The following is a 12,745-nucleotide window of genomic DNA, read 5'->3' on the forward strand; positions in this document are numbered from 1 at the left end:
GGCGCGCGCGGCAGGCATGATCCACGCGTGCGCGATCTGTCGGCCCTTCCCAAGGTGCATCTCCACGTCCATCTCGAGAGCACCATCCGTCCCGGCACGCTCAAGGAGCTCGCGGCCGCCCACGGCATCCAGCTGCCCGAGAAGCCAGCAGCGTTCGAAGGGTTCCGGGCGTTCGCCGACCGCAACAGTCTCACTCGATCGTGCCTCCGAGAAGCTGAAGACTTCGAGCGGATCGCGCGCGAGTTCTGTGCGGACGAAGCCGCTCAAGGAACCCGGTACGTCGAGGTCACGTTCACGGCTGCCGCTCATGGGGAACGGCTCGGGAACCTTGAGCTTCCGCTCAACGCGGTCCTTAAAGGACTGTCGGAGGGCGGGAAAGAGCATGGGCTGCGGTGGAAGCTGATTCTCGACCACTCGCGGCGACGGTCGATCGAGCGCGCCGAGAAGACGCTGGAGCTGGCCAAGCGGCACGAAGAGATCATCGGGATCGGGATGGCCGGCGAGGAAAAGTACTCGCTCGCTCCGTTCCGGGAGGTGCTCGACCGGGCGCGGGAAGCGGGGTTGCACCTCATTCACCACGCGGGCGAGGACGCCGGGCCGGACAGCATCCGCGAGGCGATCGAAATCGGCGGAGCCGAGCGCATTGGCCACGGAATCCGCATTTTGGAGGACCCGGAACTGACCGCTCACGCCGCGGAGAGCGGGATCGCGCTCGAGGTGTGCCCTTCCTCGAACGTCGTGCTCGGGCTGGTCCCGACGTTCCCGGAACACCCGCTGCCGCGACTGGTCGAGGCGGGCCTCAGGGTCACGCTCAACACGGATGTCCCGGACGTCACGGGCACCGCGATCACCGACGAATTCACCCGTGCGCGTGAGGTTTTCGGTTACGACGACACGACATTGGCTAAGTTGGCAAGCAACGCAGTGACCGCTTCGTTCGCGCCCGAAGAGACCAAAACGTTGCTGCATAACGAGATTGACGGCTGGCTCAAGTCGGCAGAAGGCGCGTGACCAGCACGCCCAGCTGCTGCGCGGTCCGGCATTCGTGCATCTCGACCAGTTCCGCGTAGTCCGGCGCGGCTGAATCGCCGGTCCCCCACAGGGATCGGCGTTCGGGGTTTAGCCAGTGGACGTGCCGCGCGCGGGAGCGGACCGCGCGGACGGCGTCGAGATTCGGGTCGCCGCCGTTCGTCCGGGCGTCGCCGAGGATGAGCACGGACGTTCGCGGGCCGACTGCGTCCAGCCAGTGAGCGGTGAACTGGCCCAGCGCGCGGCCGTAATCGCTGTGGCCGTCCCAACGGACTACCGCGGCCTCGCTGAGCATTCGCGCGCCCAGTTGCTCGGGATCGGCGGCACCGGTGTCGACGAGGTGCGTCACCTCGTCGGTGCTGTCGACGAAACCGAAAACGCGGATCTTGCTGAACTGGTCCCGCAACGCTTGCACCAGCAGCATCGCGAAGTTCGCGAAACCCGCCACCGAACCGGAAAGGTCGCACAGGAGGATGATTTCCGGGCGGCCGGGGCGGCGGTGCCGGTAGGCTGGACGCAAGGGCACGCCGCCAGTGGAGAGTGAACGACGCAGCGTTCGGCGCAAGTCGATCTGGCCGCGTGTGGTGCGTTTGCGGCGCGCGGCGAGTCTGGTGGCGAGTTTGCGGGACAGCGGCTGGATGATGCGCCGCAGCTCGGCCAATTGCGTCCGGCTGGCGATGAGGAAGTCGACGCGGTCCGCGGCAGGGGCGATCGCGTGCTTGGCGATCCGTTCCCGGCCCCGGAGTTCGGCGGCTCGGCGGCGCGCTTCGGTGCGCACCCGGCCGCGGAAACCCTCGACGCGGCGGCGGATTTCGTCGCGGGTGAGCCGGTCGGTGAACTCGTCCGGCGGGCCGGCGGCGCGCATCGTCGCGAGCACCCCGGCGATGAGCGTCTGCGGTTGCAGCCGGTCCAGCGTCTGGTGCGCGGAGTATCCGCCGCCCGGACCGGTTCCGACGCCGTACTGACCCAGCAGGTCCACGGCGATTCCGGCGAGCTGGTCCAACGCCTGGTCGTCGCCCTCGGCCAGGGCGGCGGCGAGCGCTTCCCGCAGTTCCTCCCGGTCCTGCGGCGGGTTCTCGCGGGCCAGCTCCGGTGCGCCGACGCCAGCGGGGAAGTACAGGTCGAAGGCGGCGTCGAACACCGACCGCTGCCCGCCCCGGCGGACCAGCGCGGCGGCGAGCCCTTCGCGGACCAGCTCGCGGTCGTCCAGGCCGAGCACTTCCAGCGCGGCCGCCGCGTCGGCCGTCTCGCCCGGACCGGCCGGGATGCCTTGCGCCCGCAGGGCCCGCACGAACTCGGCGAGCCGTCCGGTCAGGCCCGGCGCGGCGGTCATGACGCGTCCAGCACCTGGTCGAGACTCAGCCCGGCCCCGGCCTTCGCGATGTCGTCCTGATGCTTCAGCACGACGCCGAGGCTTTCGCGCACCACCCGCTCGTCGAGTTCGCCCGCGCCCAGCTCCAGCAGCGTGCGCGCCCAGTCGACGGTCTCCGCCACCGACGGCAGTTTCCGCAGGTCCATCGCCCGCAGCGCGGCGATCACCCGCACCACCGAATCCGCCAGCGCGGCCTCGATGCCGGGCACCTTCAGCCGGACGATCTCGCGTTCGAGGTCCTCGTCCGGGAAATCGATGTGCAGGAACAGGCACCGCCGCCGCAGCGCCTCGGACAGCTCGCGCGTCGCGTTCGACGTCAGCACCACGAACGGCTGCTGCGTCGCGGTGATCGTGCCGAGTTCGGGCACGGTCACCTGGAAATCGCCGAGCACCTCCAGCAGCAGGCCCTCGATCTCGACGTCGGCCTTGTCCGTTTCGTCGATCAGCAGCACAGTCGGCTCAGTGCCCGAGATCGCGGTGAGCAGCGGGCGGCGCAACAGGAATTCCTCGCCGAAGATGTCGGTGCGCGCCTCGTCCCACGTCTCGTCGCGGCCCGCGGTGATCCGCAGCAGCTGCTTCGCGTGGTTCCACTCGTAGAGCGCGCGGGCCTCGTCGATGCCCTCGTAGCACTGCAACCGCACCAGCCGCGAGCCGGTGACCTCGGCGACCGCCGTGGCCAGCGCGGTCTTGCCGACCCCGGCCGGCCCCTCGACCAGCAGCGGTTTCCCGAGCCGGTCGGCGAGGAACACCGTGGTCGCGACCGCGGTCGACGCGAGGTACCCGGCCTCGGCCAGCTGCGCCGACACATCGTCGACGGACGAGAAAAACCCGGTGCCCACGTCGCCTCCTAAGCAATCGCTCACCTGCACTGTACTGGGCGGTCGCCACCGAAGACGTCCCGGCGACCAGACATCGGAGCTAAGCCCGGGCGCGCGACTCAAGAGCGCCGCGAAGCCCGATATTCCTCCGACGTATGCCGAGCGCCGGAAACTTCGTCACGGCAGGCTGGGAATCACCTGGTCCACCATCCGTTTCGCGACCGCGCAGGACCCTTCGTTGCTCACGGATCGATCGAGATACCAAATGTGCACCGCCGCATCAGTGCGGGAAATCTGGACCTGATATCGGCATCCGCCGCCGCCTTTCGTGGTGTCTTTTCGGACCTCGTGCCCGCTTTGGGAACTGGACTCGCTGTGCCCGCTCCAGTCCTCCGCCTCGGCCAGGTCCAGAGTCGCGGCCAGGTCGCCACCGGTCAGCTTGTACTCGCCCCGCCGCAGGTCGATCGGCGTGCCTCGCGCGGCAGTCGTCAGCAACTCGCAGGCGTCCGTCCTCGCGAACACCTCCGACGGACCGGCACTGCTGCATCCCGCCTGATCATGACCACGCATAGTACGGAGCCGAATGCGATGTCGCGCACGAAACCGGACTTTGCGCAACTAGCCGGATGTCACCCACCGTGCGCAAGCGTCTCGCGGGCTAGCATCGCGACGTGACTTACGTTGCCGCAGACCACCGTTACGATTCGATGCCCTACCGCCGTTGCGGGCGCAGCGGGCTGAAGCTGCCCGCGATCTCGCTCGGACTGTGGCACAACTTCGGGAACGACCGCCCGCTCACCGTCCAGCGCGACATCGTCCGGCGCGCCTTCGACCTGGGCATCACGCACTTCGACCTCGCCAACAACTACGGCCCGCCTTACGGCAGCGCCGAGGAGAACTTCGGCCGGTTGCTGGCGAGCGACCTCAAGCCGTACCGGGACGAGCTGATCATCTCGACGAAGGCCGGCTACGACATGTGGCCCGGGCCGTACGGCGAGTGGGGTTCGCGGAAGTACCTGCTGGCCAGCCTCGACCAGTCGCTGGGGCGGATGGGGCTGGACTACGTCGACATCTTCTATTCGCACCGGTTCGACCCGGAGACGCCGCTGGAGGAGACCGTCGGCGCGCTCGACCGGGCGGTTCGGTCGGGCAAGGCGTTGTACGTCGGGATCTCGTCCTATAACTCCGCGCGGACGGCGGAGGCCGCGCAAATGCTGCGGGACCTGGGCACGCCGTTGCTGATTCACCAGCCGTCGTACTCAATGTTCAACCGCTGGACCGAGGCGGACGATCTGCTCGGGACTCTCGAGCAGGCCGGGGCCGGATGCATCGCGTTCTCGCCGCTGGCGCAGGGATTGCTGACGAACAAGTACCTTTCCGGGGTGCCGTCGGATTCCCGGGCGGCGCAGGGGAAGTCGCTGAACCCGGACACGATCACCGAGGAGAAGCTCGGCAAGATCCGGGCGCTGGGCGAGATCGCCGAGCGGCGCGGGCAGACGCTGGCGCAGCTCGCGCTCGCCTGGGCGTTGCGGGATCCGCGGATGACGTCGCTGGTGATCGGGGCCAGCAGCGTGGCGCAGCTGGAGGACAACGCGGCCGCGCTGGGCAACCTTTCGTTCACCGATGAGGAGCTGGCCGAGATCGACCAGCACGCCACCGAAGAAGACATCAACATCTGGAAGCGGTCCTCGGACGGATGACTTGGCACGGCCGGAGGTTCGGGCTACCCGAGCCTCCGGCCGAACTCGCCGTAGACCGTCTCCCCGTCCAGAAACGCTTGGTGCGCCAAGGAAATTCGGCGCGCCTTCGACGGCCGTAATTGCGGCTGCGCGGCCTCGAGGTCGAGGAACTCGAACCGGCTCACTTCGTCCGAGGCCAGGCGGATGGCGCCGATCTGGTCGCGGCTCAGCACACCGCCGTCGAAGATGAACTGCAGGCTGTCCCGCCAGACGCCGTGCGCCGGCAGCCAATCGACGACGAGAAGACGCCCGACCGGCACGTCGATGCCGAGTTCTTCGCGGACCTCGCGACGACACGCTGCCAGCGGCGACTCGCCGTCTTCGACCAAACCGCCCGGAATCTCCAGGAACGGCTTGTAGGTCGGAGAGACGAACAGGACTCGACCGTACTCGTCGCGCGCGAGCACTCCGGCGGCCGCGTTCTTGCGCGGAAACCGGGCGGCGATGCCGGGATTGAACTCGACTTCGGGCTCGCCCTCGTCCCGGAGATCGGCCGCGAAAACGGCATCGTCGCCGCAGTGGCTGGCCGGGTTGCCGGTCATGATCAGCCGCGGGCCGCGCGGATCGTCTCCGCCGCCCACTTCGCCCAGTCCCGTTCCATCGCCGCGTATCGCTTGCCCCACTCGAGGGCCAGGCGGCCGTAAAGCGACGGATCGCTGTCGTCCCAATCGACCGACGCTTCCAGCGCCGCCAGCTCGTCGACCAGCCCCTTCGCGAAGGCGCCGTGGCGGGACAGGAACCCCCGCGCCTCCTCCGGCGTGACCTCGCCCAGGAAGTACACCCGCAGCAGCATCTCGTTCCGTCGAGCGGCAGGCGGCTTCTCCTCCAGCAGCCACTTGCGCAATTCCGACCGCCCGGCGTCGGTGATCGCGTACTCCTTGCGCCCGCGCGGCCCCTCGGCGGACACCTCGATCAGGTCGGCGCTCTCCAGCTTGCCCAGTTCCCCGTACAGCTGGCTCTGCGTGGCCGTCCAGACGCTCGACATCGCCGTCTCGAAGCGTTTCAGCAGGTCGTAGCCGCTTCCGGGGGCGGTGGCGAGCAGCCCCAGCACCGCGTGTCGCAAGGTCATGCCCTCACCTTACCTTCCACTATTGACATGTCCAGCCAGGACCTTCTACCTTTGACATGTCAACACAGGAACGTGAGCGAGGGGTCCCGATGAACTACCTGAAGAGTTTCCTTCCGTGGATCGCCTTCGCGATCGTGTCCACGCAGGCCGACTGGCGGTGGTCCGGGCTGACCGGACTGGTGCTCGCGGGCGGGCTCCTCGTGCTGGAACGCCGGCGCGGCAAGGGCTGGGACACGCTGTTCATCGAGGTCTCCGCGGTCGTCTTCTTCGCAGGCCTTGCGATCTGGTCGTTCAGCGATCCGGCCTCGCCGCTCAGGGATTACGTCGGCGCGCTGACCGATCTTTGGCTGGCGGTGACCGCTTGGGGTTCGCTCGCCGCGAAACGGCCGTTCACGCTCGGGATCGCGAAAACCATGGTCCCGCCGGAAATCGCCGCCACCGCCGTGTTTCGCCGGGTCAATGTCGTCATCACCGCGGTGTGGGCAGCCAGCTTCACGGTCGCCGGGATCGCCGAAGCCGTGCTGCTGCATTCCGCACCGCACGCCACCGTCGGTTTGATCATCATCAAGGTGCTCGGCTTCGCGATTCCGATCTCGTTCACCATTCGCTACCCGCGCATCGTCCGGGCCCGCGCCCAGAAAGCGTGAATCCATGACCACGACTGATTTCCACCTCAAGGGCCATTACGCCCCAGTCCACGACGAACTCACCGCCTGCGACCTGCCCGTCACCGGTACGCTGCCGCCGGAGCTCAGCGGCTGGTACCTGCGCAACGGGCCGAACCCGCGACAGGACAGCGCGCATTGGTTCACCGGCGACGGAATGGTGCACGGCGTCCGGCTCGAAAACGGCCGCGCGGCTTGGTATCGCAACCGCTGGGTGCGCACCGAAAGCTTCGATCTCCCGAATCCGGCGCTCTACAACGCCGACGGAACGCGAAACCTGAGATCGAGCGTCGCCAACACTCACGTCGTCAACCACGCGGGACGCACGCTCGCACTGGTGGAATCCTCGCTGCCGTACGAAATCACCACGGATCTCGACACCGTCGGCGTCTACGATTTCGACGGCAAGCTCGCCGATTCGATGACCGCGCATCCCAAGATCTGCCCGGAAACCGGCGAGCTGCATTTCTTCGGCTACGGCAGCATCACCGCCCCGCACGTGAGCTACTACCGCGCCGACGCCGCCGGGGAACTCGTGCTGCGGCAGCCGATCGACGTGCCCGGCCTGACGATGATGCACGACTTCGCGCTCACCCGGCGGCACGTCGTGTTCTTCGACCTGCCGGTGGTGTTCGAGCACGGAACCGACGGCGGCATGCCGTTCCGCTGGAGCGACACGTACGGCGCGCGCCTCGGCCTGCTCAGCCGCGATCGGCCGGAGGACGGCGTGCGCTGGTTCGAGATCGGCCCCTGCTACGTCTTCCACACCCTCAACGCGCACGACACCGCCGACGGCCGGATCGTGGTGCACGTCGTGCGGTATGAACACTTGTCCCGGCCGGGCGTTCCGGATCCGAAGGGCGTGCTGTGGCGGTGGACGATCGACCCGCGCGCGGGCACCGTCACCGAGGATCTGCTCGACGACCGCAACGGCGAATTCCCCCGCATCGACGACCGGCTCGCCGGGCTCGACGCCCGTTTCGGGCACGTCACCGGATCGCACGGTCCGGAAGGTCCGCTCGTGCTCCGCCGCTATGACCTGCACACCAACGCCGCGCGCGAGCATCTGTTCCCGGAAGGACACATCCCCGGCGAGGCGGTGTTCGTCCCCGCAGACGACCGTCCGGACGGCGCGGGCTGGCTGCTCGCGTACGTCTACGACGGACCGAACGACCGCAGTGATTTGGTGGTGCTCGACGCGCAGGACATCGAGGCGGCCCCGGTCGCCACAGTCCATCTGCCGGGCCGCGTGCCGGCCGGGTTCCACGGCAACTGGCTGCCCGACGCCTGATCAGGTCAACTACCGGAGAAGCAAACTCTGCGTGCCGTCCCCGAGTTCCGCCCGGCGAGCCCGTATCGTCGAGCCCGAGACGTCCGCCTGTCCTCTCCCGAGCCGGAAGAAAAGAAACTTTCCTGCCAAAGCGGGGCGAATCCGGTTACCGTGGCAGGACGGAAGTCCGAACGGGAAGGAAACTCAGCAGGTGGCAGGGTCGGGTACACCACCGGTCGGCACCCCGGCCGGGATGCGCATGATCAACCAGCGGGCGGTGCTCGACCTGCTGCGCCGCGGCGGGCCCGCGACGCGGCCGCAGGTGGCGAAGGACACCGGGCTGTCGAAGCCGACGGTGAGCCAGGCGCTGCTGGCGCTGGAGGCCGCCGGGCTCGCCCGCGCGACCGGGCACACGTCCACCGGCACCGGCCGTTCGGCGGTGCTCTACGAGGCGGACCCGACCGCGGGGTACGTGCTGGGCCTGGACATCGGCCGCGAGCACATCCGGGTCGCGGTCGCCGACCTCGGCCGCACCACGGTGGCCCGGCGCGACGTCCGCAACACGGCCCGCTCCGGCAGCGCGCTGATCTCCGCGCTGGGCAAGCTGGCGACGGACATCGTGGCCGAGGCGGGACTGACGAACGACGACATCGTGGTCCGCGTGCTGGGCTCCCCCGGCGTCGCGGACCCGGTCAAACGCTGCTTCCGGCACGCGCCGAACCTGCCCGGCTGGGGCCGTCCGGGGCTGCTCGACGACCTGGAGCAGGTGCTCGGGCCGGAACTGGTGGTGGAAAACGACGCGAACCTCACCGCGGTCGGCGAATGGGAAAGCGGTGCCGCGCGCGGAGCTTCGGTGGTCGGCTGCATCACGATCGGCACCGGTGTCGGCATGGGATTGATGGTCGACGGCCGGGTTTTCCGCGGCGCCACCGGCGCGGCAGGCGAGATCGGCTACCTGCCGTACGGCCGCACGCACGTCGCCGACGAACCCAGCGAACCGCCCGCGCGCGGACACCTCGAGGAAGCCACCGCCGCCCAATCGGTGGTCCGCGGAGCACGCGAACTTGGCCTGGGCACAGCGCGATCGGCGCGCGAAGTCTTCCGCCTCGCCCGCGAGGGTGACGAATTGGCGCAACGCGCGGTGTCCGAGGAAGCCGACCGGCTCGCGTACACCGTCGCTTCGGTGGCCGCGGTGATCGACCCGGAACTGATCGTCCTGGGCGGCGGCGTCGGGACGGCGGCGGATCTGCTGCTGGAACCGATCGATCGGGCCCTTCGCGCGTTCACCCCGCTCACAACGACTGTGGTGCAAGGCGAACTCGGCGACGACGGCGTCCTCACCGGCGCGATCAGCGTCGGCCTGCGCGCCGCGGAACGACTGGTGTTCGACCGGCGCGTAGGCGCCGCCTGACGCTCGGTAAACGTCGCGCCGCGACCCGCGAATGTCACCCGGGACCGGTACGTTGCAGGCATGATCGGACTGCCCGACACCATCACCGCCTGCCTCTTCGACCTGGACGGCGTACTGACCGGGACGGCCGTGCTCCACCGCGAGGCGTGGAAACGGACGTTCGACGAATACCTGCGCTCCCGGGACTACCTGCGCTCCCGGGACGCCGCGAACTTCCAAGAATTCACCGACGCCGACTACGCGACCTATGTAGACGGCCGCCCGAGGGCCGACGGCGTACGGGAATTCCTTCGCTCACGAGGAATCGACCTCCCCGAGGGCACCCCGGACGACGCCGTCGACGCGCCGACCGTGAACGGCATCGGCAACCGCAAGAACGAACTCGTCTTGAAGATCATCGACGAGCGGGGCGTCAATCCGTACCCGGGTTCCGTTCGCTACCTGGAAGAAGCGAAGCGGGCCGGGCTGCGAATCGCCGTGGTGACCTCGTCAGCGAACGGAGCCAAGGTCCTCGACGCGGCAGACCTGTCCCGCTTCGTGGAAGCCCGCGTCGACGGCCTGGTCATCCGCCGCGACCACCTGAAAGGCAAGCCAGCGCCCGATTCGTTCCTCGCCGGAGCCAAAGAACTCGGCGTGGACCCGAAGCAGGCAGCGGTGTTCGAGGACGCACAATCCGGCGTCCAAGCGGGCAAAGCCGGCGGTTTCGGTTACGTCGTGGGCGTGAACCGGGAGAACCAGGCGGACGCATTGCGCGCGCACGGCGCCGACGTCGTCGTGGACGACCTCGCCGACCTGCTGGAGGACAAGTGACGGAACTCGGTTACGAATGCTCCCCGTGGGAGCTGCGCTGGCGCGGCCTCGACGTGGATGCGTTGCAGCGCACCGAATCCGCTTTCGCGGTGTCGAACGGACACATCGGACTGCGCGGCACGCTCGAGGAAGGCGAGCCGCGCGGGCTGCCCGGCACCTATCTCAACGGGTTCTACGAGCAGCACGAACTCCCCTACGCCGAGGGCGGGTACGGCTACCCGGAGGAGGGCCAGACCGTCGTCAACGTGACTGACGGCAAGATCATCCGGCTGCTGGTCGAGGACGAGCCGCTGGACATGCGCTACGGCATCGCGACCGCGCACGACCGCGTGCTCGACTTCCGCCGGGGCACGCTGCGCCGCGTCACCGAATGGTCCTCCCCCACCGGCCGACGCGTGCGGGTGACCACCGAACGGCTGGTTTCCTTCACCCAGCGCGCCGTCGCCGCGATCCGCTACGAGGTCGAACCGCTCGACGAGGACCTGCAGCTCGTCGTGCAGTCCGACCTGCTGGCCAACGAACCGGTCGAGTCCGACACGCACGACCCGCGCGTCGCCGCCGCGCTCGACGCGCCGCTGGTCGGCGAGTTCAGCCACGCCGCGGGCTACCAGGCCGTGCTCGTGCACCAGACCCGGATGTCCGGGCTGCGGGTCGCCGCCGCGATGGACCACAAAATCGAGGTCGACGACGGCCTGCGCACCCGCATCCACGCCGAGGAAGACCTCGCCCGGCTCACCGCCGCGGTCGACGTGCCCAAGGGCGGACGGCTGCGGGTCACCAAATTCCTCGCCTACGGCTGGTCCGCGCAACGGTCCGCGCCCGCACTGCGCGCGCAGGTCGAAGCCGCGCTCGCCGGCGCCCGCCAGACCGGCTGGAAGGGCCTGGCCGCCGAGCAACGCCAGTTCCTCGACGACTTCTGGGCCACTTCGGACATCGAGATCGACGGCGACCCGGAACTCCAGCAGGCCGTCCGGTTCGCGCTCTTCCACCTGCTGCAGGCCGGAGCCCGCGGCGAAACCCGTGCCATCGCCGGAAAAGGCCTCACCGGCCCGGGGTATGACGGGCACGCGTTCTGGGACAGCGAGACGTTCGTGCTGCCGGTGCTGACGTACACGATGCCGGACGCCGCCCGCGACGCCCTCGGCTGGCGACACTCCACAATAGACAAAGCGAAGGAACGCGCGACGCAGCTCGGCTTGCGCGGCGCGGCTTTCCCGTGGCGGTCCATCAACGGCGCCGAATGTTCCGCGTACTGGCCGGCCGGTACCGCGGCGTTCCACGTCAGCGCGGACATCGCCGACGCCGTCGTGCGGTACGTGAACGCCACCCAGGACGAGCATTTCGAGCGCACCTGCGGCGCGGAACTGCTGCTGGAAACCGCGCGGTTGTGGGCGTCTCTCGGGCATTTCGACCACCACGGGCACTTCCGCATCGACGGCGTGACCGGGCCCGACGAGTACTCCGCGGTGGCGGACAACAACGTCTACACGAACCTGATGGCGCGCAAGAACTTGCTCGCCGCGGCCGACGTGTGCCGTCGCCATCCGGACATCGCCGAAGAGTTCGAAGTGGACACCCCCGAGATCGATTCCTGGCGCGCCGCGGCGGAGGCGATGGCGCTGCCGTACGACCAGGAACTCGGCGTGCACCCGCAGTCGGAAGGCTTCCTGCAGCACGACGAGTGGGATTTCGCCGCCACCGACGAGGATTTCTACCCGCTGCTGCTGAACTACCCGTACTTCGACCTGTACCGCAAGCAGGTCGTGAAGCAGGCCGACCTCGTGCTGGCCCTGCACCTGTGCGGCGATTCGTTCAGCCCGGAGGAAAAAGCCCGCGACTTCGCCTACTACGAAGCACGGACCGTCCGCGATTCTTCACTGTCCGCGGGCACGCAGGCGGTGATCGCGGCAGAGGTCGGACACCTTCAGCTGGCGTACGACTATCTCGCCGAAGCCGCGCTGACCGACCTGCACGACGTGCACAACAACGTCCGCAACGGTCTGCACATGGCGTCGCTGGCCGGTGCCTGGCAGGCCGCGGTGGCCGGATTCGGCGGACTGCGCGATTACGGCGGCCAGCTGTCGTTCGCGCCGCGACTGCCGGACGAACTCGGCGGCCTCACTTTCCGCCTGGCCTTCCGCGAAACCCGGTTCCAGGTCTCGATCCGGCACGGCGCGGCAACGTATCAGGTGCTCAACGGGCCGCCGCTGGACCTGATCCACCACGGCGAGCGGTTCACCGTGACCGAGGAGGCGGTGGAGTTGCCGATCCCGAAGCTGGACCCGGGCCCCGCGCCGGTCCAGCCGATCGGGCGCGCTCCGGCGCGACGGGACGCGTCGAAGGTGCGGCAGTTCGACCACAGCTGACTTGTGAGTGGCGATCCCGGTTCTCACCGGGATCGCCGCTCACCAGCCCCAGGCCGCGCGGAAGCTTCGCCAAGCGAGGGCGCAGGCTCAGCGTTCGGGGGCCGAGGCGCTCTGCGGGTTCGGGTTGTGTGCGGTCTTGCGCCCCAATGAGGTTTTCTCAGTAGGGCTGGGCGGGGTGCGTGTCGTCGGGGGATGA

General features: G+C 68.8%; 12 protein-coding genes. 7 read left to right on the forward strand and 5 right to left on the reverse strand.

Annotated elements, in window-relative coordinates; all coding sequences use genetic code 11:
• Positions 1 to 27: 27 nt before the first annotated feature.
• On the forward strand, positions 28 to 1,011 hold the full coding sequence (add, locus tag ACFORO_RS01400) for an adenosine deaminase (protein ID WP_377875502.1): 984 nt from the start codon (positions 28 to 30) through the stop codon (positions 1,009 to 1,011).
• On the opposite strand, the gene ACFORO_RS01405 is transcribed toward add, so the two are convergent.
• The 3 genes from ACFORO_RS01405 to ACFORO_RS01415 all read right to left on the reverse strand — a co-directional run bounded on the left by ACFORO_RS01405 (position 989) and on the right by ACFORO_RS01415 (position 3,741).
• On the reverse strand, positions 989 to 2,362 hold the full coding sequence (locus ACFORO_RS01405; RefSeq protein WP_377875504.1) for a vWA domain-containing protein: 1,374 nt from the start codon (positions 2,360 to 2,362) through the stop codon (positions 989 to 991). The two genes, add and ACFORO_RS01405, sit on opposite strands and share 23 nt — an antisense overlap.
• A complete protein-coding gene (locus ACFORO_RS01410) occupies positions 2,359 to 3,240 on the reverse strand; it encodes an AAA family ATPase (protein ID WP_377875506.1) in 882 nt (293 codons plus the stop codon). Before ACFORO_RS01410 ends, ACFORO_RS01405 begins: the two co-directional genes overlap by 4 nt.
• A gap of 156 nt (positions 3,241 to 3,396) precedes the next feature.
• Positions 3,397 to 3,741: a hypothetical protein gene (locus tag ACFORO_RS01415; RefSeq protein WP_377875508.1), complete on the reverse strand. Its 345-nt coding sequence runs from the start codon at positions 3,739 to 3,741 to the stop codon at positions 3,397 to 3,399.
• A 149-nt stretch (positions 3,742 to 3,890) separates the two neighbouring features.
• Here ACFORO_RS01415 and mgrA point away from each other — a divergent pair, with 149 nt between their 5' ends.
• Positions 3,891 to 4,919 carry an L-glyceraldehyde 3-phosphate reductase gene (gene mgrA, locus ACFORO_RS01420; protein ID WP_377875510.1) on the forward strand — a complete coding sequence of 343 codons (1,029 nt, stop codon included), beginning with the start codon at positions 3,891 to 3,893 and terminating at the stop codon, positions 4,917 to 4,919.
• Positions 4,920 to 4,942: 23 nt separating this feature from the next.
• Here the strand turns inward: mgrA and ACFORO_RS01425 are convergent, their stop codons facing one another.
• Both ACFORO_RS01425 and ACFORO_RS01430 read right to left on the reverse strand, forming a co-directional pair.
• A complete protein-coding gene (locus ACFORO_RS01425; protein ID WP_377875512.1) occupies positions 4,943 to 5,539 on the reverse strand; it encodes an NUDIX domain-containing protein in 597 nt (198 codons plus the stop codon).
• A complete protein-coding gene (locus tag ACFORO_RS01430; protein ID WP_377875514.1) occupies positions 5,503 to 6,027 on the reverse strand; it encodes a PadR family transcriptional regulator in 525 nt (174 codons plus the stop codon). Before ACFORO_RS01430 ends, ACFORO_RS01425 begins: the two co-directional genes overlap by 37 nt.
• 89 nt (positions 6,028 to 6,116) lie before the next feature.
• Here ACFORO_RS01430 and ACFORO_RS01435 point away from each other — a divergent pair, with 89 nt between their 5' ends.
• The 5 genes from ACFORO_RS01435 (at position 6,117) to ACFORO_RS01455 (ending at position 12,549) form a co-directional block, all read left to right on the forward strand.
• Complete coding sequence (locus tag ACFORO_RS01435; protein ID WP_377875516.1) at positions 6,117 to 6,674, forward strand: hypothetical protein; 558 nt, start codon at positions 6,117 to 6,119, stop codon at positions 6,672 to 6,674.
• A gap of 4 nt (positions 6,675 to 6,678) precedes the next feature.
• Positions 6,679 to 7,983, forward strand: a complete 1,305-nt coding sequence (locus ACFORO_RS01440; protein WP_377875518.1) for a carotenoid oxygenase family protein — start codon at positions 6,679 to 6,681, stop codon at positions 7,981 to 7,983.
• A gap of 232 nt (positions 7,984 to 8,215) precedes the next feature.
• Entirely contained in the window at positions 8,216 to 9,373 is a 1,158-nt protein-coding gene (locus ACFORO_RS01445; RefSeq protein ID WP_377875527.1) for an ROK family transcriptional regulator, read from the forward strand.
• Between the two features lie 60 nt (positions 9,374 to 9,433).
• A complete protein-coding gene (locus ACFORO_RS01450; RefSeq protein ID WP_377875520.1) occupies positions 9,434 to 10,183 on the forward strand; it encodes an HAD family hydrolase in 750 nt (249 codons plus the stop codon).
• Positions 10,180 to 12,549 carry a glycoside hydrolase family 65 protein gene (locus tag ACFORO_RS01455; protein ID WP_377875523.1) on the forward strand — a complete coding sequence of 790 codons (2,370 nt, stop codon included), beginning with the start codon at positions 10,180 to 10,182 and terminating at the stop codon, positions 12,547 to 12,549. The genes ACFORO_RS01450 and ACFORO_RS01455 overlap by 4 nt, the downstream gene beginning before the upstream one ends.
• The last annotated feature ends 196 nt before the right edge of the window (positions 12,550 to 12,745 follow it).

This window comes from Amycolatopsis halotolerans, from assembly GCF_042647905.1.
GTDB lineage: Bacteria > Actinomycetota > Actinomycetes > Mycobacteriales > Pseudonocardiaceae > Amycolatopsis > Amycolatopsis halotolerans.